The 21,485-nt window shown below is 73.3% G+C and carries 18 protein-coding genes, 1 tRNA gene and 1 pseudogene; 5 read left to right on the plus strand and 15 right to left on the minus strand.

Translation table 11 applies throughout. From position 1 onward, the window contains the following. Positions 1-6: 6 nt before the first annotated feature. Together ACZ6EJ_RS19275 and ACZ6EJ_RS19280 are read right to left on the minus strand one after the other, a co-directional pair. Positions 7-693: a TetR family transcriptional regulator gene (locus ACZ6EJ_RS19275; protein WP_469268522.1), complete on the minus strand. Its 687-nt coding sequence runs from the start codon at positions 691-693 to the stop codon at positions 7-9. Further along, positions 690-1,676 carry an acyl-CoA desaturase gene (locus ACZ6EJ_RS19280; protein ID WP_469268523.1) on the minus strand — a complete coding sequence of 329 codons (987 nt, stop codon included), beginning with the start codon at positions 1,674-1,676 and terminating at the stop codon, positions 690-692. Before ACZ6EJ_RS19280 ends, ACZ6EJ_RS19275 begins: the two co-directional genes overlap by 4 nt. A 392-nt stretch (positions 1,677-2,068) precedes the next feature. Between ACZ6EJ_RS19280 and ppc the strand changes: the two genes are divergently transcribed. Then, positions 2,069-4,798 (plus strand): phosphoenolpyruvate carboxylase, encoded by a 2,730-nt coding sequence (gene ppc / locus ACZ6EJ_RS19285; protein WP_469268524.1) that lies wholly within the window; start codon positions 2,069-2,071, stop codon positions 4,796-4,798. A gap of 99 nt (positions 4,799-4,897) precedes the next feature. Here the strand turns inward: ppc and pth are convergent, their stop codons facing one another. From pth to ACZ6EJ_RS19315, 6 genes and pseudogenes are all read right to left on the minus strand, one after another. Then, the gene (pth, locus tag ACZ6EJ_RS19290; RefSeq protein ID WP_469268526.1) at positions 4,898-5,491 is read right to left on the minus strand and encodes an aminoacyl-tRNA hydrolase; all 594 of its coding nucleotides are present in this window, start codon (positions 5,489-5,491) and stop codon (positions 4,898-4,900) included. Between the two features lie 135 nt (positions 5,492-5,626). Continuing rightward, positions 5,627-6,214, minus strand: a complete 588-nt coding sequence (locus tag ACZ6EJ_RS19295; RefSeq protein ID WP_469268528.1) for a 50S ribosomal protein L25/general stress protein Ctc — start codon at positions 6,212-6,214, stop codon at positions 5,627-5,629. A gap of 195 nt (positions 6,215-6,409) precedes the next feature. Continuing rightward, positions 6,410-7,387 (minus strand): ribose-phosphate diphosphokinase, encoded by a 978-nt coding sequence (locus ACZ6EJ_RS19300; RefSeq protein WP_469268530.1) that lies wholly within the window; start codon positions 7,385-7,387, stop codon positions 6,410-6,412. Between the two features lie 119 nt (positions 7,388-7,506). Further along, entirely contained in the window at positions 7,507-8,955 is a 1,449-nt protein-coding gene (gene glmU, locus ACZ6EJ_RS19305) for a bifunctional UDP-N-acetylglucosamine diphosphorylase/glucosamine-1-phosphate N-acetyltransferase GlmU (protein WP_469268531.1), read from the minus strand. 109 nt (positions 8,956-9,064) lie between these two features. After that, positions 9,065-9,135, minus strand: a tRNA-Gln gene (locus tag ACZ6EJ_RS19310). A 209-nt stretch (positions 9,136-9,344) separates the two neighbouring features. Beyond that, positions 9,345-9,557, minus strand: a pseudogene (locus ACZ6EJ_RS19315) (hypothetical protein); the annotation flags it as partial. A 156-nt stretch (positions 9,558-9,713) separates the two neighbouring features. Between ACZ6EJ_RS19315 and ACZ6EJ_RS19320 the strand changes: the two are divergent. Then, positions 9,714-11,036 carry a sensor histidine kinase gene (locus tag ACZ6EJ_RS19320; RefSeq protein ID WP_469268533.1) on the plus strand — a complete coding sequence of 441 codons (1,323 nt, stop codon included), beginning with the start codon at positions 9,714-9,716 and terminating at the stop codon, positions 11,034-11,036. A gap of 342 nt (positions 11,037-11,378) precedes the next feature. Here ACZ6EJ_RS19320 and ACZ6EJ_RS19325 read toward each other — a convergent pair whose 3' ends face one another. Then, positions 11,379-11,876, minus strand: a complete 498-nt coding sequence (locus ACZ6EJ_RS19325) for an SUKH-3 domain-containing protein (protein ID WP_469268535.1) — start codon at positions 11,874-11,876, stop codon at positions 11,379-11,381. 10 nt (positions 11,877-11,886) lie between these two features. Further along, on the minus strand, positions 11,887-12,411 hold the full coding sequence (locus tag ACZ6EJ_RS19330; protein ID WP_469268537.1) for a YwqJ-related putative deaminase: 525 nt from the start codon (positions 12,409-12,411) through the stop codon (positions 11,887-11,889). A gap of 235 nt (positions 12,412-12,646) precedes the next feature. Here ACZ6EJ_RS19330 and ACZ6EJ_RS19335 point away from each other — a divergent pair, with 235 nt between their 5' ends. The 3 genes from ACZ6EJ_RS19335 to ACZ6EJ_RS19345 all read left to right on the plus strand — a co-directional run bounded on the left by ACZ6EJ_RS19335 (position 12,647) and on the right by ACZ6EJ_RS19345 (position 17,154). Continuing rightward, entirely contained in the window at positions 12,647-13,624 is a 978-nt protein-coding gene (locus ACZ6EJ_RS19335; RefSeq protein WP_469268538.1) for an SMI1/KNR4 family protein, read from the plus strand. After that, positions 13,621-16,005: an SUKH-4 family immunity protein gene (locus ACZ6EJ_RS19340; protein ID WP_469268539.1), complete on the plus strand. Its 2,385-nt coding sequence runs from the start codon at positions 13,621-13,623 to the stop codon at positions 16,003-16,005. The genes ACZ6EJ_RS19335 and ACZ6EJ_RS19340 overlap by 4 nt, the downstream gene beginning before the upstream one ends. A gap of 252 nt (positions 16,006-16,257) precedes the next feature. Beyond that, positions 16,258-17,154: a cellulose-binding protein gene (locus ACZ6EJ_RS19345; protein ID WP_469268541.1), complete on the plus strand. Its 897-nt coding sequence runs from the start codon at positions 16,258-16,260 to the stop codon at positions 17,152-17,154. 202 nt (positions 17,155-17,356) lie between these two features. On the opposite strand, the gene ACZ6EJ_RS19350 is transcribed toward ACZ6EJ_RS19345, so the two are convergent. The 5 genes from ACZ6EJ_RS19350 to ACZ6EJ_RS19370 all read right to left on the minus strand — a co-directional run bounded on the left by ACZ6EJ_RS19350 (position 17,357) and on the right by ACZ6EJ_RS19370 (position 21,031). Beyond that, a complete protein-coding gene (locus tag ACZ6EJ_RS19350; RefSeq protein WP_469268543.1) occupies positions 17,357-18,181 on the minus strand; it encodes a MerR family transcriptional regulator in 825 nt (274 codons plus the stop codon). Then, positions 18,174-18,719 (minus strand): VOC family protein, encoded by a 546-nt coding sequence (locus ACZ6EJ_RS19355; protein WP_469268546.1) that lies wholly within the window; start codon positions 18,717-18,719, stop codon positions 18,174-18,176. The genes ACZ6EJ_RS19350 and ACZ6EJ_RS19355 overlap by 8 nt, the downstream gene beginning before the upstream one ends. Positions 18,720-18,804: 85 nt before the next feature. Then, positions 18,805-19,191 carry a VOC family protein gene (locus tag ACZ6EJ_RS19360; RefSeq protein WP_469268548.1) on the minus strand — a complete coding sequence of 129 codons (387 nt, stop codon included), beginning with the start codon at positions 19,189-19,191 and terminating at the stop codon, positions 18,805-18,807. Then, on the minus strand, positions 19,188-19,481 hold the full coding sequence (locus tag ACZ6EJ_RS19365) for an ArsR/SmtB family transcription factor (protein ID WP_469268549.1): 294 nt from the start codon (positions 19,479-19,481) through the stop codon (positions 19,188-19,190). The genes ACZ6EJ_RS19360 and ACZ6EJ_RS19365 overlap by 4 nt, the downstream gene beginning before the upstream one ends. A 32-nt stretch (positions 19,482-19,513) precedes the next feature. Next, on the minus strand, positions 19,514-21,031 hold the full coding sequence (locus tag ACZ6EJ_RS19370) for an MFS transporter (protein WP_469268551.1): 1,518 nt from the start codon (positions 21,029-21,031) through the stop codon (positions 19,514-19,516). Positions 21,032-21,485: the final 454 nt, after the last annotated feature.

Consider the following 21,485-nt stretch of genomic DNA (forward strand, 5'->3'; position numbering starts at 1 on the left):
CCGCGCTCAGCTCTTGCGGTGCCCTATCAGCCGCGGCTTCGCCTCCAGGTTCTCCAACCCGTGCCAGCACAGGTTCACCAGATGGGCGGCGACCTCCGCCTTCTTCGGCTTCCGCACGTCCAGCCACCACTGGCCGGTCAGCGCCACCATCCCCACCAGCGCCTGCGCGTACAGCGGGGCCAGCTTCGGGTCGAAGCCGCGGGCCTTGAACTCCAGCCCGAGGATGTCCTCCACCTGCGTCGCGATGTCACTGATCAGCGACGCGAACGTGCCCGTGGACTGCGCCACCGGCGAATCCCGCACCAGGATGCGGAAACCGTCCGTGTACGACTCGATGTAGTCCAGCAGCGCGAACGCCGCCTGCTCCAGCAGCTCCCGCGGATGCCCCGCCGTGAGCGCCCCCGTCACCATGTCCAGCAACTGGCGCATCTCGCGGTCCACCACGACGGCGTACAGCCCCTCCTTGCCGCCGAAGTGCTCGTACACCACCGGCTTCGAGACCCCGGCGCGCGCCGCGATCTCCTCCACCGACGTGCCCTCGAACCCCTTGTCCGCGAAGAGGGCGCGCCCGATGTCCAGCAACTGCTCGCGGCGCTCCTTCCCGGTCATCCGGACCCGGCGGGTCCGGCGGGCGGAAGGAGCCCTGCTCTTCTCACTGCTCGTACTGGAATCGGTCGCCACGCCGTCAATCATGACGCGTCGGCCGGAACGGGGGCGCGCCGGGACTCGATCCGCGAGGCGTCCGGCCACCGCACGTCGTACGCCCAGCCCAGCCTCTCGAACCACCGGATCAACCGGGCGCTGGAGTCGACCTGCCCCCGCAGCACCCCGTGGCGCGCGCTCGTCGGGTCCGCGTGGTGCAGGTTGTGCCACGACTCGCCGCACGACAGCACCGCCAGCCACCACACGTTGCCCGACCGGTCCCGCGACCTGAACGGCCGCTTGCCGACCGCGTGGCAGATCGAGTTGATCGACCAGGTCACGTGGTGCAGCAGCGCCACCCGCACCAGAGAACCCCAGAAGAACGCCGTCGCCGCGCCCTGCCACGACATCGTCGCCAACCCCCCGACCAGCGGCGGAATCGCCAACGAGACGACGGTGAACGTCAAGAAGTGGCGCGAGATGCCCCGGATCACCGGGTCCCCGACCAGATCGGGGGCGTACTTCTGCTGCGGGGTCTGCTCCTCGTCGAACATCCAGGCGATGTGCGCCCACCACAGCCCCTTCAGCAGAGCCGGCACGCTCTCCCCGAACCGCCACGGCGAATGCGGGTCGCCCTCCGCGTCCGAGAACCGGTGGTGCTTGCGGTGGTCGGCCACCCACCGCACCAGCGGCCCCTCCACCGCCAGCGAACCCGCCACCGCCAGCGCGATCCGCAACGGCCGCTTCGCCTTGAACGCACCGTGCGTGAAGTACCGGTGGAAGCCGATCGTGATCCCGTGGCAGCCGACGAAGTACATCGCCGTCATCAACCCCACGTCGAGCCAGCTCACCCCCCACCCCCACGCCAGCGGCACCGCCGCCGCCAGGGCCGCGAACGGCACCACGATGAACGCCAGCAGTGCGAACTGCTCGATCGACCGCTTGCGTTCCCCGCCGAGCGTCGCGGGCGCGGCAGCGGGGGCGGCCGGAGCCGACGGGTCGCTCTCGTCGATCACACGGGAAGAGGTCGGCATGAGGGTGCCCCCGGAGGGTGAGGAAACAGAACGCGGACGGCCATGGCTACGCTCCCGTAACCTACGGCTTGGTAAGTATGGCAGTGACGGGGGCCACAACACGAGAGGCCGGTCCAGCCCGTCGCACGCGGTAACGCGTCCGCCCGATGGGTAGAGGCCCAGAGGCGTCCGGCGGCGCCCCGCCCCATCGGGGCAGCGGGCGCTCCGCCTGCGGCGACACCTATCCTGAGAGGGTCGGACAGCGCGGTCCGCACCCGCTCGTCGGGGCGTGGCGACAGCACCGCTGCCAGCCGCAGGGCCCCGGCACCCGCCGACCCGCCCCCACCGCCAGCCACGGAGGGGAACGGCGACGCGAACGCACCTCCTCATTTCACTGCAAGGAGCCGCACACCGTGAGCAGTGCCGACCAGACCCCCGCCGCCAGCCACGCGCTGCGCGCCGACATCCGCCGCCTCGGCGACCTCCTCGGCGAGACCCTCGTACGCCAGGAAGGCCAGGAACTCCTCGACCTCGTCGAGCGGGTACGCGCCCTGACCCGCACCGACGGCGAAGCGGCGGCAGAACTCCTCGGCAACACGGAACTGGAGACCGCGGCGAAGCTCGTCCGCGCCTTCTCCACCTACTTCCACCTCGCCAACGTCACCGAGCAGGTCCACCGCGCCCACGAGATGCGCGACCGCCGCTCCGCCGAAGGCGGCCTGCTGGCCCGCACCGCCGACATGCTCAAGGACGCCGACCCCGAGCACCTGCGCGCCACCGTCAAGAACCTCAGCGTCCGGCCCGTCTTCACCGCGCACCCCACCGAAGCCGCCCGCCGCTCGGTCCTGAACAAGCTGCGCCGCATCGCCGCACTCCTGGAGACCCCCGCCGGCGCGGCCGACCGCCGCCGCCACGACCTCCGCCTCGCCGAGAACATCGACCTCATCTGGCAGACCGACGAACTCCGCGTCGTCCGCCCCGAGCCCGCCGACGAGGCCCGCAACGCCATCTACTACCTCGACGAACTCCACGCCGAGGCCGTCGGCGACGTCCTGGAGGACCTCGCCGCCGAACTGGAGCGCGTCGGCGTCGAACTCCCCGCCGGCACCCGCCCCCTCACCTTCGGCACCTGGATCGGCGGCGACCGCGACGGCAACCCCAACGTCACCCCCGCCGTCACCTGGGACATCCTGATCCTCCAGCACGAACACGGCATCACCGACGCCCTCGAACTGATCGACTACCTGCGCGGACTGCTCTCCAACTCCATCCGCTACGCCGGAGCCACCGACGAGCTCCTCACCTCCCTCCAGGCCGACCTCGAACGCCTCCCCGAGATCAGCCCCCGCTACAAGCGGCTCAACGCCGAGGAGCCCTACCGGCTCAAGGCCACCTGCATCCGCCAGAAGCTGGTCAACACCCGCGAACGCCTCGCCAAGGGCACCCCCCACCGCCCCGGCTGCGACTACCTCGGCACCGCCGAGCTCATCGCCGACCTCGAACTCATCCAGACCTCGCTGCGCGAGCACAAGGGCGGCCTCTTCGCCGACGGCCGGATGGACCGCACCATCCGCACCCTGTCCGCCTTCGGCCTCCAGCTCGCCACCATGGACGTACGCGAACACGCCGACGCCCACCACCACGCCCTCGGCCAGCTCTTCGACCGGCTCGGCGAGGAGTCCTGGCGCTACGCCGACATGCCCCGCGACTACCGGCGCAAGCTCCTCGCCAAGGAACTGCGCTCCCGCCGCCCCCTCGCCCCCACCCCCGCCCCGCTCGACGCGGCCGGCGAGAAGACCCTCGGCGTCTTCCACACCATCAAGCAGGCCTTCGAACGCTTCGGCCCCGAAGTCATCGAGTCCTACATCATCTCCATGTGCCAGGGCGCCGACGACGTCTTCGCCGCCGCCGTCCTCGCCCGCGAGGCCGGCCTCCTCGACCTCCACGCAGGCTGGGCCAAGATCGGCATCGTCCCCCTCCTGGAGACCACCGACGAGCTGCGCGCCGCCGACGTCATCCTCGACGAGATGCTCGCCGACCCCTCCTACCGCCGCCTCGTCTCCCTCCGCGGCGACGTCCAGGAGGTCATGCTCGGCTACAGCGACTCCTCCAAGTTCGGCGGCATCACCACCTCCCAGTGGGAGATCCACCGCGCCCAGCGCCGCCTGCGCGACGTCGCCCACCGCTACGGCGTACGCCTGCGCCTCTTCCACGGCCGCGGCGGCACCGTCGGCCGCGGCGGCGGCCCCTCCCACGACGCGATCCTCGCCCAGCCCTGGGGCACCCTGGAGGGCGAGATCAAGGTCACCGAGCAGGGCGAGGTCATCTCCGACAAGTACCTCATCCCCGCCCTCGCCCGCGAGAACCTCGAACTCACCGTCGCGGCCACCCTCCAGGCCTCCGCCCTGCACACGGCGCCCCGCCAGTCGGACGAGGCCCTCGCCCGCTGGGACGCGGCCATGGACACCGTCTCCGACGCCGCCCACGCCGCCTACCGCGAGCTCGTCGAGGACCCCGACCTCCCCGCGTACTTCCTCGCCTCCACCCCGGTGGACCAGCTCGCCGACCTGCACCTGGGATCGCGGCCCTCCCGCCGCCCCGGCTCGGGCGTCTCGCTCGACGGACTCCGCGCCATCCCGTGGGTCTTCGGCTGGACCCAGTCCCGCCAGATCGTCCCCGGCTGGTACGGCGTCGGCTCCGGCCTCAAGGCCCTGCGCGAAGCCGGCCTCGGCGCCGTCCTCGACGAGATGCACGAGCACTGGCACTTCTTCCGCAACTTCCTCTCCAACGTCGAGATGACCCTCGCCAAGACCGACCTGCGCATCGCCCGGCACTACGTCGACACCCTCGTCCCCGACGACCTCAAGCACGTCTTCGCCGCCATCGAGGCCGAACACGACCTCACCGTCAGCGAGGTCCTCAAGGTCACCGGCTCCACCGAACTCCTCGGCACCAGCCCCGCCCTCCAGCAGACCTTCGCCATCCGCGACGCCTACCTCGACCCGATCTCCTACCTCCAGGTCTCCCTGCTCGCCCGCCAGCGCCAGGCCGCCGCACGCGGCGACGAACCCGACCCGCTCCTCTCCCGCGCCCTGCTCCTCACCGTCAACGGCGTCGCCGCCGGCCTGCGCAACACCGGCTGACCCGAGAAACGACGAAGGGCGGCCCCGCCGGAACGCGACGAACGTCGCCACCGGCGGGGCCGCCCCCGTGTGCGCCACCGCGCCGCCCCGGAGCGGGACTCAGGAGTTGTACGCGCCCTGCGCCCGCTCCAACCCCTCCGCCAACAGGCACTCCACCGCGTCCGCCGACCGGTCCACCAGGAACGCCAACTCCTTGCGCTCGGTCGACGAGAAGTCCTTCAGCACGAAATCGGCCACCTGCATCCGCCCCGGCGGCCGCCCGATCCCGAACCGCACCCGGTGGTAGTCCGGACCCATCGCCTTCGTCATCGACTTCAGCCCGTTGTGCCCGTTGTCCCCGCCGCCCAGCTTCAGCCGCAGCACCCCGAAGTCGATGTCCAGCTCGTCGTGGACCGCCACGACATGGTCCACCGGCACCTTGTAGAAGTCCCGCAGCGCGTTCACCGGACCGCCCGACAGGTTCATGTACGACATCGGCTTCACCAGCACCACCCGCCGGCTCCCCGGCCCCGGCGGTCCGACGCGCCCCTCGACGACCTGCGCCTGCGCCTGCTTCGCCCGCTTGAACTTCCCGCCGATCCGCTCCGCGAGCAGATCCACGACCATGAACCCGGCGTTGTGCCGGTTCGCCGCGTAGTCGGGACCCGGATTGCCCAGGCCCACGATGAGCCAGGGGTCGGTGGCGTCGGACATCAGCGCTCGGTCTCCTCGCGTACGGACGGTCGAAAAGGGAGGGCGGGCGGGGCCCACAGGGAAACGGGGCGGCGGCTCCCCGAGAAGGGAACCACCACCCCGTCAGTCAAGCAGGTGGAGCGGGAGCGAAGAGGCTCAGGCCTCCGCGCCGCCCTCGGCCGCCGCCTCGGCGGTCGGCTCCTCGGCCTGCGCGGAGACGATCTGCAGCACGATCGCGTCCTCGTCGCCGGCCAGCACGGAACCCTTGGGCAGCGGCACGTCCTTGGCGAGGATCGAGGCGCCGGCCTCCAGGCCCTCGACGGAGACCGTCACGGACTCGGGGATGTGGGTGGCCTCGGCCTCGACGAGCAGCGTGTTCTGCACGTACTCCAGCAGGTTGGAGCCCGGCGCCAGGTCGCCCTCGACGTGCACCGCGATCTCGACGTTGACCTTCTCGCCGCGCGTGACGGTCAGCAGGTCGACGTGCTCGATGGTGCCCTTGAGGGGGTGGCGCTGCACGGCCTTGGGGATGACCAGCGCGTCCTTGCCGTCGATCTCCAGACCGATCAGCACGTTCGCCGTACGCAGCGCCAGCAGCAGGTCGTGGCCCGGCAGCGTCACGTGGACCGGCTCGGCGCCGTGGCCGTAGACGACCGCGGGGACCTGGTCGGCGCGGCGGATGCGGCGGGCGGCGCCCTTGCCGAACTCGGTACGGGCCTCAGCGGCGAGCTTGATCTCAGCCATGGTTGCACTCCTCGTCAGGTGACGGAACCGTCGGACGACGGACCTCGAACGGTCACCCGGCCCACGACAGGCCTGCTACGAAGAGCGCGTCGATAACGGACCGCCGTACACACGGGTACGGCCTCCCTCGCCGAGCAACTCGCTGAGTCTACCCGGCGGGGAGGCCGCACCCCAAAGTGGATCACCCGCGGGCGGTCAGCCCTGCTCCTCGAAGAGGCTCGTCACCGAACCGTCCTCGAACACCTCGCGCACCGCGCGCGCGATCGTCGGCGCGATGGACAGCACCGTGATCTTGTCCAGCTCCAGCTCGCCCGGCGTCGGCAGCGTGTCCGTGAACACGAACTCGCTCACCTTCGAGTTCTTCAGCCGGTCCGCCGCCGGACCCGACAGCACCCCGTGCGTCGCCGTCACGATGACGTCCTCCGCACCGTGCGCGAACAGCGCCTCCGCCGCCGCGCAGATCGTGCCGCCCGTGTCGATCATGTCGTCGACCAGCACGCACACCCGGCCCTCGACGTTGCCCACCACCTCGTGCACGCTGACCTGGTTCGGCACGTCCTTGTCGCGGCGCTTGTGCACGATCGCCAGCGGCGCGTCCAGCCGGTCGCACCAGCGGTCGGCCACCCGCACACGGCCCGCGTCCGGCGACACGATCGTCAGCTTGGAGCGGTCCACCTTGGCGCCCACGTAGTCCGCCAGGATCGGCAGCGCGAACAGGTGGTCCACCGGGCCGTCGAAGAAGCCCTGGATCTGGTCCGTGTGCAGATCGACCGTGAGGATGCGGTCCGCGCCCGCCGTCGCCATCAGGTCCGCCACCAGACGCGCCGAGATCGGCTCGCGCCCGCGGTGCTTCTTGTCCTGCCGGGCGTAGCCGTAGAACGGCACGATCACCGTGATCGAACGGGCCGACGCGCGCTTCAGCGCGTCCAGCATGATCAACTGCTCCATGATCCACTTGTTGATCGGAGCCGTGTGGCTCTGGATCAGGAAGCAGTCCGCGCCACGTGCCGACTCCTGGAACCGCACGTAGATCTCACCGTTGGCGAAATCGAAGGCCTTCGTCGGCACGAGACCGACTCCCAGTTGATGGGCGACCTCCTCGGCCAGCTCGGGGTGGGCGCGGCCGGAGAAGAGCATCAGTTTCTTCTCGCCGGTCGTCTTGATCCCGGTCACAGCACAGTCTCCTCAGACGTGTATCTGGCGCTGCACGCATAGGTCCCCATGTGCAACCAGCCAGCCGAAATGGGTGAGCACGTATCACGGTACGCCGTCAGCGGCGCGCCTGTTTCCGGTCAGCTTTGACCGTCGGCCTCCCGCGCGGACGCCTGGGCGGCCTGGGCGGCGGCGCTGCCGGGACGCTTCCGGGCCACCCAGCCCTCGATATTCCGCTGCTGGCCCCGCGCGACGGCCAGCGAACCGGCCGGCACGTCCTTCGTGATGACCGACCCGGCGGCGGTGTACGCCCCGTCCCCGACCGTGACGGGTGCCACAAACATATTGTCCGAACCCGTCCGGCAGTGGGAGCCGATCGTCGTGTGGTGCTTGGCCACCCCGTCGTAGTTCACGAAGACGCTCGCCGCGCCGATGTTCGTGTGATCGCCGATCGTCGCGTCGCCCACGTAGCTCAGGTGCGGGACCTTCGTCCCCTCGCCGATCGTCGCGTTCTTCATCTCCACGTACGTACCGGCCTTGGCCTGCGCGCCCAGCCGCGTCCCCGGCCGCAGGTAGGCGTACGGGCCCACCGACGCCCCCGGCCCCACCTCGGCCGCGTCCGCCACCGAGTTGTCCACCCGCGCCCCCGCGTGGACCACGGTGTCCCGCAGCCGCGTGTTCGGCCCCACCTCGCTGTCCTCCGCGAGATGCGTGGCCCCCAGCAACTGCGTGCCCGGATGCACGACCGCGTCCCGCTCGTACGTCACCGTCGCGTCGATCAGCGTCGAGGCCGGGTCCACGACCGTCACGCCCGCCACCATCGCCCGCTCCAGCAGCCGCTCGTTCAGCAGCCGGCGCGCCTCGGCCAACTGGAGCCGGTTGTTGATGCCCAGGATCTCCCGGTGGTCGCCCGCCACCGCCGCCCCGACCCGGTGCCCGGCCTCGCGCAGGATGGAGAGCACGTCCGTGAGGTACTCCTCGCCCTGGCTGTTGTCCGTGCGCACCTGGGCCAGCGCCTCGCCCAGCAGCCGCCCGTCGAACGCGAACACCCCGGAGTTGATCTCCCGGATCGCCCGCTGCTCCGCGGAGGCGTCCTTGTGCTCGACGATCGCGGTGACCGCGCCGGTGGCCGGATCGCGCACGATGCGCCCGTAACCGGTGGAGTCCGGGACCTCGGCGCTCAGGACGGTGACCGCGTTGGCGTCGTCGGCGTGCGTGGCGGCGAGCGCCGCGAGCGTCTCGCCGGACAGCAGCGGGGTGTCGCCGCAGACGACGATCACGGTGCCCTCGACGGCCCCGCCCAGCTCCGCGAGCCCCGTCCGCACGGCGTGCCCGGTCCCGTTCTGCTCGGCCTGGAAGGCGGTGCGCACCGGGGCGTCGCCCGCGGCCAGGTGCGCGGTGACCAGCTCACTGGCGTGGCCGACGACCACGACGAGGTGGCGGGGGTCCAGCTCGCGGGCGGCGGCGACGACGTGGCCGACGAGCGAACGCCCGGCGATCTCGTGCAGGACCTTGGGGGTCTTCGACTTCATGCGGGTGCCCTCACCCGCTGCGAGGACGACGACGGCTGCCGGGCTGGATGCGCTCACGGATGTGCCCTTCGGCTTCGGGTGGTGGTCATCCGCAGGATACCGGGGGTGTTTGCGGGTGAAACGGGGGCGGGCCCCGACCGGAGAGGTCGGGGCCCGCGCGTGCGTGCTCCCGGGGAAGGAATCGAACCCTCATTCAATGGACCAAAACCATTTGTCCTGCCATTAGACGACCCGGGATGGTATCGCCGTTTATGTCCGATTCTCTTGATCGGTTTGTTGCGCAGCCCCTACTATGCCGCACCAGGAGCCCTCGATGCGACGGTACAGCTCGGCGCCTTTCGGGACACGCACCACGAGGCGGTCCCGGTAGTCCGCGCCGACGTTCCTCTGGTTCGCCTTCGGCGCGTGCTCCTTGAGCGACGTCTCGCCGAACGCCCCGGGCTCGGCTCTCGGGCCTTCTCCCGCAGGTCGTCCATGGCGCGGGGTCGCTTCGTCCGCTCCGGGGCCGGCCCCCCTCGCAGGAGGCGGTCGAGGAGGTCGTCATCGCCGATGCGGAGCCGGTCACGGATCTGGCGGCGGCTCGCACCTTCCCGTCGCGGTGCGATCGCCTGGGCGCGCAATCCCTCGAAGTCGGCGTACTTGTCTGTGGTCTCCGTCATACGGAGAGCGTCGTCCGCTATGCGGACGTGCGGGGTGGAAAGGAGAGTGATTCGCCATTTCAGGCGATCAGCGCGTTTTTCGAGCGTGTTCGGACGCGGAACGTGCTGTCGCCGGGCCCCGGAAAACGGGATGCGCCCGCCCGTAGGCTGGATGCCATGACCGCAACGGGGGCAGACCGGGAGGCGGCGGGAGTGACCACCCGCGGCTACTGGTGGTGGGAGCGGCGGCGCGGAGTCGCCCTGGACGTGGGCCTGGCGCTGGTGTCGGCGCTGGAGTGCGGCGTGGAGGGGGCGGACTTCGCCCATGACGCCGGGCTGCCCATGCCGCTGGGCGTGGTGTTCGGGGTGCTCGCCGGTTCGGTCCTGGTGGTGCGCCGGCGCTGGCCGATCGTGGTGGTGCTGGTCTCCATCGCGACGACGCCCGCGGAGATGGGCTTCCTGATGGGGCTGGTGGGCCTGTACACGTTGGCCGCGTCCGAGGTGCCGCGCCGGATCACGGTGGTGCTGGCCGGGATGGCGTTGGCGGGGACGTTCATCGTCACCTATGTGCGGTTGCGGCAGAGCCTGGCCGAGCAGGCGGACTTCGGGCCGGGGGACTGGTACGTGCCGGTGGTGTCCGTCTGCATGTCGGTGGGGCTGACGGCGCCGTCGGTGCTGCTCGGCCTCTACATAGGGGCGCGGCGCCGGTTGATGGAGAGCCTGCGGGAGCGGGCGGACTCGCTGGAGCGGGAGCTGTCGCTGCTGGCGGACCGGGCGGAGGAGCGGGCCGAGTGGGCGCGTACGGAGGAGCGGACGCGGATCGCGCGGGAGATGCACGACGTGGTCGCCCACCGGGTGAGCCTGATGGTGGTCCACGCGGCGGCCCTCCAGGCGGTCGCGCCGAAGGACCCGGCGAAGGCGGTGCGGAACGCGGCGCTGGTCGGTGACATGGGCCGGCAGGCGCTCACGGAGCTGCGGGAGATGCTCGGGGTGCTGCGTTCCGGGGACGCGGTGGGCGTGCCGGCCGCGGGGGGCGGGGTGCCGTTGGCGTCGGTGGGGCGGGCCGCGGCCGCGGCGGCCGCGGCGGCCTGCGATGACGGGCCCCGGTTGTACGAGGTGGAGGCGCTGGTGGCGCAGTCGCGCGAGGCGGGGATGACCGTGGAGCTGTCGGTGGACGGTGAGCTGCGGTCGTATCCGCCGGAGGTGGAGCAGACGGCGTTCCGGGTGGTGCAGGAGGCGTTGACGAACGTCCACAAGCACGCGGCGGGGGCGAGGACGTGGGTGCGGTTGGCGCATCGGGAGGCCGAAGTCGCGATGCAGGTGGAGAACGGCCCGTCGGACGCGGCGGTGGCGGACGCGGGTCTGCCGAGCGGGGGGAACGGCCTGGTGGGGATGCGGGAGCGGGTGCTGGGGCTGGGCGGGGTGTTCGTCTCGGGCCCGACGGAGGCGGGTGGCTTCCGGGTGTCGGCGGTGCTGCCGGACGGCTCGGGCGCTCCCTGAGCGGAGCCCGGGCGGGGTGGGCGCCTGTGTGAACGGGCGGCGCGGGCGCTTTCCGGGCGGGTGGCGTCCCGGCGCGGGTACCTTCGCGAACGGGCGGCGCGGGCGCTTTCCGGGCGGTCGGCGCCCCGGTGCGGGTGCTTTCCCGGCGGGCGGCGTCGTCCGGCGCGGCTTCTCTCCGGGCGGGCGGCCTGTCCGGCGCGCCGAGCGGTCGGGCTCCCCGCCGCGGGTGCCCGCTGACCGGGTCCGGGCGCCGCTGCCGCGTGCCGTTTCCTCGGCGGGTACGGGGCTCCTCCGACCGGTTCCGAGCCCGTCGCCGCCTGGCGCGGTTCGGGGGCGCGCGGGTCAGGTGGGGGTGAGCCGGGACGGTTGGGCGCCGGTGATGAGGGTGGCGAGGGCCTCGTCGATGTCCGTGCCCAGGAACCAGTCCCCGGTGTGGTCGACGCTGTAGACCCGTCCTTCGGCGTCGATCGCCAGGACCGCCTGCTCCTCGCCCTCGGCTCCGAGGGGGCTGACCTGGGTCTCCAGGGCGCGGCCGAGGTCGCCGAGGGTGCGGGCGAGGTGGAGGCCGTTGAGCGGGTCGATGTGCACGGCGGTGGGGGCGATGTGCCGGCCGGGTGCGGAGGCCGTGATGCGCAGACCGCCGAACTCGGCCCAGGCCTCGACGGCGGCGGGGGAGACGGCGTGCCGGTGGCCGGCCGGGGAGGCGTGGGCGCGGAGGGCGTCGGCCCATTCCTCGGCCTGGCGGATGTCCCAGCGGCCGGGTTCCCAGCCGGCCTGGCGCAGGGCGGCGTCGACGGCGACGGGGAAGCGGGTGGTGGAGTGCTGCCGGCGGTCGTGCATGGGTGGGCGGTCAGCCCTTCTCGGCGGTGGTCGCCGCGGTGGTGGAGGTGAGGTCGACGGGGCGTACGCCGAAGTGCGACAGGAGTGCGGTGCAGGAGCGGCAGGGGGGTGCGTAGCTGCCGTGGAGGGGGTCGCCGTCCTCGCGGATGCGGCGGGCGGTGAGGCGGGCGTGCTTGAGCGCGCGGCGGGCCTCGCCCTTGGTCAGGGGTTTGCGCTGGGCGCGTTTGGAGCGGTTGGCCTCGGCGGCGGCGAGCTGGCGGGAGAGCAGTATGGCTTCGGGGCAGCGGCCGGTGAAGCGTTCGCGCTGGGCGGTGGCGAGGGTGTCGAGGAAGTCCTGGACGAGCGGGTGCAGGACGGGGGGCCGGTCGCCCTTGCCCGCGGTGCAGGTCAGGGTCTCTCCGCGGACGGAGAGGGCGGCGGCCACGGCGGGGAGAATCCCGTCGCGGCGGTGGATCAGTCGTGGCGGATGGCTTGTTCCGGTGCTGCTCCAGCTCAGTCGTGGATCGCCTGTCGTGACTGTTTGCGCGGTATGCATCGTGCTGTCGTCCCTCCCTGCAATCCCCCGAGTTGCGGGGACAGCCTGCCAAATGTGCCAGGTGGTGGGGAAGCTGGGGCGGGCAAACGGGTCCGCGTGTCGTGCGGGGGCGGGCGGGCGTCGCCTGTCGGTCACGTGCGCGTGACCGTTCGTGATGGTGGCGGCGGGGCGGGTTGGGCCGCCGCCCCACCGCTTAGGCTGTGCGGAACACCGGACGCAGCAGGGGGCAACCGCCATGACGACAGGTCGGCTCGGGCAGCAAGCCGCGCCACCGAACGCGGCCTATGCCGGGCAGGTCGTGCACTTTCCGGACCCGGTTCGGGCGTCCCGCCATCCCGGCGGTGTGCGGGTGGACGCGGACGGTCATCCGGATTTCTCGCCGTATGCGCGGGCGGCCGCGGAGATCGCCGATCCGCCGCCTGGCTTCGGCATCGACGAGTTGCGCCTGACCGACTACGTGTCGGCGAACGCGGCGATGGCGGCGAGCGGTCACGGTCTGTGGGACACGGTTCCGGCGGTGGCGACTCCGCACGGTTGGACGTGGCATCACGTGGCGGGTGGCCGGCGGATGGAGCTGGTGCCGGTCGAGGTGAAGGCGTTGTTGCGCCATCACGGAGGTCTGGCGTCGACGGACGTGGACGAGGACCGGCGGGGCACGCGCCCGCTGCAGGAGACCCGTCCGGCGCACTTCCGGCTGCCCAAGGGCGCGGTGGCGGTGAGCGAGCAGCAGGTCCAGGGGGTCGAGGAGGACCTCGGCTACCGGCTGCCCGGCGCGTACCGCTCGTTCCTGAAGGCGGCGGGCGGTTCGGCTCCGGTGGGCGTCGCGTTGGACGCGGAGCTGGGGCTGCTGGTGGATCAGCCGTTCTTCACGGTGCGCGACGAGGCCGCGGTGAACGACCTGGTGTACGTGAACAAGTGCCTGCGGGACCACTTCACGAAGGACTTCCTGGGCGTCGCGTTCGTCCAGGGCGGGATTCTCGCGGTGAAGGTGCGCGGCCGGGAGCCGGGTTCGGTGTGGTTCTGCCCGTACGACGACGCGCGGGACCGGGACGGTTGGGGCGTGCAGGAGCGTACGGAGCGGTTGCTGCTGCCGTGCGGTACGGATTTCGACGACTTTCTCCAGCGGTTGGCGGGGAGTCCGCCGGAGTTGGAGACGGTGGCGAATCTGATGGTGGACGGCGGGTTCGCGCGTGCCGTCCCGGTGGAGGGATGAGCGCGGTGGTGACGTTCGCGCAGGCGCAGGAGCGGGCCGACGAATGGGTCAACGGTGACGTGCCCGCGTACCAGCACCGCGAGGTGCGGGTCCGGGAGTTCGATCTGGGCTTCGTGGTGTGGGCCGAGGACCGTGCGGAGGGCCCGAAGTCGGACGGGGGCCGCCAGCGGTTGGTGATCGCCCGCGACAGCGGTGAGGCCACGTTGTGGCCGGGGTTGCCGGTGGGTGAGGTGATCCGGCGGTACGAGGAGGAGTACGGGGGTCCGGGCGCGGAGCCGGCCGTCGTGCCGGAGTCGCCGCGGCGGGCGGACCTGCACCAGACGTCGTTCCTGTTGAGCCCTCCCGAGTGGCTCCAGGAAGCGGCGGACAAGTTGGGCATCCCGGATCGGCGCGCGGAGGGCCGGGAGGCGGAGGGGGCGTCGGACGGGACTGCCGGGTCGGACGCGGCCCAGGGTTCCGCTTCCCCTTCTTCGCCGTCCTCCTCTCCCTCCGCCGCGGGTTCCGGGGCGTCCTGGCCCGCGGCCGGGGGGCACGGGTCCTCGGCGTCCGAGGGGGCGCCGGCGGGGGCCACCCCGTGGGCGGGCACGGACACCAACTCCGGTGCCGACGACGCGGCCGTCCCGTTGCCCGCGACCGTGTTCGCGCCGCCGCTCTCGGGGACGGACGACGAGGAGGCCCCGCCGCCGGTCGTCCCGGCGGAGGCGCCCACCGCGCTGATGTCCGGGGGGAGCCAGTTGCCGCGTACGCAGGTGGCGCCCGCGCTCGGGTCGGAGCTGGGATCCGCGGGCCTCGGCGGCGACACGGGCGGGGCGGCGGGCCGGGCGGCGACGCCTTCGGGGCCGGGTGCGCCCGGCGCCCCGGCGGGCGGGTACATCCCGACGCAACTCGTCTCCCAGCAGGACCTGGCCGCCCATGCCGGGGCCACCCCGCCTCCGCTTCCGCCCGGCCCGCCCGGTGCGACGCCCCCGCCCGGCCCGCCTCCGCCGCCCGGTGCGACGCCGCCTCCGGGGGGCGGGGTGCACCACGCGGCGACGATGCTCGCCGACGGCAGCAGCATCGGCGCGGGCGCTCCGGCTCCGGGCGCGCCGAGGCCGCCGGGCCCGCCCGGCGCCCCCCACCCGCCGGGCCCGCCCGGCGCCCCCGGCGCCCCGCACCCGCCGGGTCCGCCCGGTGTTCCGGGCGCCGTGCGGCCGCCCGGTCCGCCTCCGCCGCCCGGTGCGACGCCGCCTCCGGGGGGCGGGATGCACCACGCGGCGACGATGCTCGCCGGGCCGGGACTGGTCGGTCCGCCCGGTCCGCCGGGTGTTCCCGGTGCGCCGCTGGGCGGTGCGCCCGGTTCCGTACCGCCGCCGGGTCCGCACACCCCGCCGCCCCCGGCGTACGGCTATCCGCACCAGCCCGCCGGTCAGCCGACCGTGGGCCCCGGCTACCAGGCCGTGCTGCGGTTCCGCGCCCCGGACGGCAGCGAGCAGCAGTTGATCCGCCGCTCGGCGCCGGGCACCCCGCACCCCGAGTGGCAGATGCTGCACGAGCTGCGGGCGATGAACGTGCCGCCGCAGCAGGTCATCGAGTTGCACACCGAGCTGGAGTCGTGCGAGCTGCCGGGCGGCTACTGCGCCCGGATGATCCGGGAGACCTGGCCGCAGGTGCGGATCACGAGCGTCGCTCCGTACGGTGCGGACCACGCGAGCCGCCAGCAGGGTATGCGGCATCTGCTGACCCACCAGGGCGAGCTGCACCAGGTGGCGGACGGTCCGGCGCGGCCCGCGCCGGTGCGGGCGCCGCTGCCGCAGATGCCGCCCGCTCCGGCGCTGCCGCCGGAGGCGTTGGCCGAGGAGCTGATGCAGGCGTTCGGCCCGCAGGGCGTGCTCCGGTTCGACCAGCGGGCGGTGTCCCGCCAGGGGGTGCCGGAGGTCGTCGCGCGGACCTTGGTGTGGGCGGGGCTGCCCGCCGATTTCGGGCCGTTCTTCTGGGCGCAGCCGGGGCAGCCGGTGGTGCCGACGCTGGGCGAGCTGGCGGCGCAGCGGCAGGTGGGGGCCGCGCCGGACGCGGGCTCGTACCTGGTGATGGGGACGGATTTCGGCCGGGCGATCTGCGTGCAGTACGGGACGGCGAACATCGTGGCCGTCCCGGTGGAGGCCGGGCCGGGCGGGCAGTCGGTTGCGCCGCAGTTCGTGAACACGGGGCTGCCGGAGTTCGTGCGGTCGATGGCCTTGCTGGGCCGGATGTGGCGGTTGCGGTTCGGGTTGAACCCGGAGCAGGCGGGCCGGTGGACCGTGGACTTCCAGGCGCAGTTGGTGGCGCTGGACCCGGCGGCGCTGGCGTCGCCGGAGAGCTGGTGGTCGGTGCTGCTGGAGCAGATGTGGGACGGCCTGCTCTGATCCGTACGCGTACGGGCCCCACGCCGGGGTCCGTACGCGCGGGGCGGGCGCGTGCTGAGGCGCGGAGCGTGCGACGCCCGGCCCCCGGTGGCGGGGCCGGGCGTCGCCGTGTGCCGGTCCGGCCCGGTCCGTGACGCCGGTCGTTCCCGTCCTGAATGCGGTGATCGATTCCGGCTTCCCCGTCCCTTGCCGCATCCTTGACGTAGCGCGGGGTGTCGGAGCGTGTGGGCGAGTCGGAGAGAGGTTTCAGGGATGAGTGCTGGACCGGTGTCCGCGTTTGACGTCGTCGGTGTCCGCGGGCGCGGCTACCGCCCTGACCAGGTGGACCGGGCGACGGCGGCCCTGACGGCCGAGCGGGACGTCGCGCTCGCGGAGATCGCCCGGCTGACGGAGCGGGTGGAGGAGCTGTCGGCGGAGGCGACCCGGCTGGCGGAGACCGTCGCGGCGCTTCCGGAGCAGGACTACGCCGAGCTGGGGGAGCGGGCGCAGCGGATTCTGGCGCTGGCGCGGAGCGAGGCGGAGACGCTGCACGCGGAGGCGGTGGCGGCCGGCCAGGAGCTGCGGGACGCGGCCGAGGCGGAGGGCCGGGCGCTCGCGGACGCGGCGCGGCAGGCGGCCGACGCGGTGCGCGCCGAGGCGGTGGCGGCGGCCGAGGAACGGGTCGCGGAGGCGGTCCGGGAGGCCGAGGGGCTGCTCGCCGAGGCCCGGCAGGAGGCCGAGAAGGTGCGGGCGGCCGGTGACGCGGCGTGGGAGGAGACGCGCCGCCGCACGGCGAGCGTGCTGGCCCACCAGGAGCAGGAGCACACCGAGCGCCGCAAGGAGGCCGAGGCCGAGCTGGCGGCCGCCGAGGCGGCGTCGGAGGCCCGGTTCGCGGAGCTGACCGAGCGGGCCGAGGCGCTGCTGGCGGAGGCGGGCCGGAGGTTGGCGGCGGCCGAGGAGACGGCCCGGCACCGCCAGGAGGACGCGGAGGCGCGGGCGGCGGAGCTGCTGGCGGAGGCCCGCGTCCGCGAGGAGCGGGTGGTGCGGGAGACGGAGCGCATCCTGCGGGACCACGAGGAGCGCCGCGACGAGGTGCAGGCGCACATGGCGCATGTGCGCAGTTCGCTGGCGGCGCTGACGGGGCGGGTCACGTCGGGGGCGGAGGACTGAGCGGTCCACCGGGGCCCTCGCCGCCCCCGGCCGGTCGGTCGGGGAGCGGACGAGGTCGGCGTGAGGCGCCTCGGCGTGCGTCGGCTCGGGCAGGCGGCCGAACGCGGTGGTGGCGGCTGTCCGGTTCGCCGGGGCGACTCCGGTACGGAGAGGCCGCGCGGGTCCTCGTACGCGTCGGGTGGAGGGGCCCCGGCCCGCGGACCTACTGCCAGGTCGCGGTGTCGGGGTCGACGCCGTGGGCGCGGGCGCAGGCGTCGACGGCGCGGCGGAACCACGTGGCGAGTCCGGCGCGAATGCCGTCGTAGTGGGCGGCGAACCCCGGATCCGCCTCGTACATGCGGGCGAGGCAGACCTGCATCTGCCGGGTGAGGGGGAAGTACGCGGCGAAGACCTCGCGGTGCCGCTCGACGAGCCGGTCCGCCTGCGGGCTGCCGGGGACGACACCGGCGTCCATCGCCTCCGCGAGGGCGCGGTCGAGGCCGGTGACGGCGTCGGCGACGGCCTGCCACTCCTCCGGGCCGCGCGCGGCCGAGCGTTCGGCGTACTGCCGCCACTGCGCCGTGTCCCCGTACCGCCGCCGGGCTTCGGCGGCCCAGTCCGGGTCCCACCGGGGGCCGAAGAGGTCGGTCTGCTGCTCGGCGGTCAGCAGCAGGCCGCGCTCATGGGCGTCGATCATCCGCTCCAGTCCGGCGTCGAGTTGCTGGAGGCGTTCGATCCGCTCGGCGATCCGGGCGCGCTGCGCGCGCAGCGCGCCGGGCACGTCCGCCGTCGGGTCGTCCAGGACGGCCCGCATCGCGTCCAGGCCGACGCCGATCTCGCGGTAGGCGACGACGCGGCGCAGGCGGTCCAGGTCGGCGGGGGTGTAGAGCCGGTAGCCGGCGGGCGTGCGCAGTGACGGCCGCGCGAGACCGATGTCGTCCCAGTGGTGCAGCGCGCGGACCGTCACGCCCAGCCGCGCGGCGGCCTGGCCGACGGTCAGGTCCTCCTCCGGGTCCTGGTCCGGGTCCGCGCCGGTCGGATCATGCATGGTCCTCCTCGTCGCCGGAGTCGGCGGTGTCGCCGACCGGTGGGGTGATCCCGACGGCGGCGAGGTTCCGCGCCTCCTGGCTGGCCGGATCGAAGGGCTTCGCGGCGGTGATGACGACCCGCGCGTTCTCGGGGGTGGTCACTGCGATGTCACGGGTGTTCCAGGGGGTGTCCCGCGGCCCGTCGACCGAGCCGGGGCGCACGGCGCGGCAGGCCTCGACGATGCCGTCGACCTGGCTCAGTACGCACGAGAAGCTGACGCTCATCGCGGGCGGATGCTCGGGAACGCTCGCCGCCGGTACGAGCAGGACGTCCTGGAACGCCCATCGGCGCAGGTGGACGATGGTGTCGGGGATGCGGAACAACTCGAAGAAGCCGAGGCCGCGCGTCCAGAAGTCCACCGACTCCGCCAGGTCGCCCGTGGGGATCGTCACGAAGGCGGGCATTCCGTAGATGCCGCGGAACAGCTCCGGCGGTTTCGCGTCCGGGCCGGGGGTGGGCACGGGGCTGATGTCGAACGCGTTCTCGTAGTCGCTCATGCACTCACCTTCCGGCCTCACGCTGCGTGAGGGTCAAGCCCGGTCGGCGCGGTCCGCCCCGGCGCGGTGGCCGGAGGGGGCCGCCCTACGCGCTGTGCACGATCTGGATGAGGTTGCCGCAGGTGTCGTCCAGGACGGCGGTGGTGACGGGGCCGGTCGTCAGGGGCTCCTGGGTGAAGCGCACCCCGAGTCCGCGCAGTCGGTCGAACTCCGCCTGGACGTCGTCCACGGCGAACGAGGCGGCCGGGATGCCGTCCTCGGCCAGGGCCGTCTTGAACGGCTCGACCGCGGGGTGCTTGTCGGGCTCCAGCAGCAGTTCGGTCCCGTCCGGGCTCTCCGGCGAGACGACGGTAAGCCAGCGGTCCTCGCCCAGGGGGACGTCGTGCTTGTTCACGAAGCCCAGGACGTCCGTGTAGAAGCGCAGGGCCTTCTCCTGGTCGTCGACCAGGACGCTCGTCAGATGGATTCTCATGGGGCGCCCTCCGGCGGGTCGGGGCTGAGCCATCGGGTCACGATGTGCTCCAGGGGGGTGATGTTCAGGTCGTGGAACTTGTAGCGGCCCTGGCGGCGGGAGACGACCAGGCCCGCTGCCTCCAGGACGGCCAGGTGCTGACTGACCGCCTGGCGGGACAGCGTGAGCTCGTGCTTGGTCACCAACCGGGTGCATATCTCGAACAGGGTCTGGCCGTCGCGGTCGGCCAACTCGTCCAGGATGCGCCGGCGTGTGGGGTCGGCCAGGGCCTTGAAGACATCTTCCGCCATAACTCCATGATAGGCAAGTACTCACTTGCCTATCAAGTCGTTTCCTGTCGACCGGCGGGTGCGGGCGGGGGTGCGGCGGCTTCGTCCGGAGCTTCGCTGATGACCGGGAAGCGGCGCGGGGCGAGGGTGACCAGGGCCAGGAGGGCCAGGGCCGCCGCCCCGGCCGCGCCCAGGTAGACGTGGTCGACCGCCGCGTCCACGGCCCGGCGCAGATGGTCCGCCGCGGGTGCGGAGAGCGCGTCCGCGTCGCCCAGGGCGCGGGCGGCGGCGTCCAGGTCGCCGGGGAGGCCGGGCACGGGGGCGGTGCTCAGGCGGGAGGCGAGGATGCCGTTGGCGACGGCTCCGAACAGTGCCGCACCGACGCTCTGGCCGACCTGGCGGCAGAAGAGGACCGAAGCCGTCGTCGTCCCGCGCTCCGACCAGCCGACCGTCGACTGCACCCCCACGATCAGGGGGAGCTGGAACAGCCCGAGGGCCGCACCCAGCAGCAGCATGATCAGGGCGGGCTGCCAGGCCGCGCCGGGGTAGGGCAGCAACGGGAAGGCCAGCAGGATCAGCAGGGCGGCGCTCATGCCGACGATCGCGGTCAGCCGGAAGCCGATGCGGTTGTAGACCCGGTCGGACAGCGCCGCCGAGACCGGCCAGCTCAGCGTCATCACGGAGAGCACGAAACCGGCGGCGATCGGGCCCAGGCCCAGGACCGACTGCGCGTACGTGGGCAGGAAGACGGTCGGCGCGACCATCAGCAGGCCCATCGCGCCGAGCGCCAGGTTGACGGAGGCGATGGTGCGCCGCCGCCAGACCCAGCCGGGAATGATCGGCTCCGCAGCCCGGCGCTCGATGGCGACCGTGAGCGCGGCCAGCACCGCACTCGCCCCGAGCAGGCAGATCGAGGGCGCGGAGAGCCAGGGCCAGGCGACGCCGCCCTGGACGAGCGCGGTGAGCAGCAGGACGCCCGTCAGGAAGACGCCGAGCGCGCCCGCCCAGTCCACGCGGGGGCGGCCGGCGGGTCGGGGGCGGGAGGGCTCGTGGAGGTGGCGGACCACGAGCCAGAGGGCGACCGCGCCGACCGGCAGGTTGATCAGGAAGATCCACCGCCAGTCGGCGTACCCGGCGAGCAGCCCGCCGACCACCGGCCCGGCGACCGCGGAGGTGGCCCACACGGTGGACAGCTTCGCCTGGATGCGCGGGCGCTCCTTGAGCGGGTACAGGTCGGCGGCGATGGTCTGCACCGTGCCCTGGAGTGCCCCGCCGCCCAGGCCCTGGACGACGCGGAAGGCGATGAGGGCGGTCATGTCCCAGGCGGCGGCGCAGAGCACCGACCCGGTCAGGAAGAGCACGATCCCGGCGATCAGGACCGGCTTGCGGCCGAAGGTGTCGGACAGCTTCCCGTAGAGGGGGAGGGTGACGGTCGCGGCGAGGAGGTAGCCGGAGAAGAGCCAGGAGAAGACGGTGAACCCGCCGAGGTCGCCGACGATCTGGGGGACGGCGGTGGACACGATCGTTCCGTCGATGGCCGCCAGCGCCATGCCGAGCATCAGCGCCGCCACGACGGGGCGGCGGCCTCGGGGGGTGGTGAGCGGAGAGGGCGCGGCGGGGGGCCCGGTCGCGGTTCGGGCGGTGGACTTCGCGCCGCGGGCGCTTTCGGCCTCCCCGGCGCTTGTGGGGGTGCGGGTGCTTTCGGTTCCGCCGGCGTCCGCGGTGCCGACGGTGTCGTCCGCGCCGGCGAGGTCCCGCGCACCGGGGACGCGGTCGGGGCCCTGTGCGCGGGGGGTGCGGTCGGGGTCCTGTGCGCCGGGGGTGCGGCGGGTGGCTCCGGGGTCGCCGGGGGTGCGGCTGGGGCTCCGTGTGTCTCGGGCGGTGGGGGGGGGGGGGGGGGGGGGGGGGGGGGGGGGGGGGGGCCGCACCCCCCCCCCCCCCCCCCCCCCCCCCCCCCCCCCCCCCCCCCCCCCCCCCCCCCCCCCCCTCTCTCCCCCCCCCCCCCCCCCTTTCCCGCTTAGCTAC

Source organism: Streptomyces sp. NPDC041970, assembly GCF_055588985.1.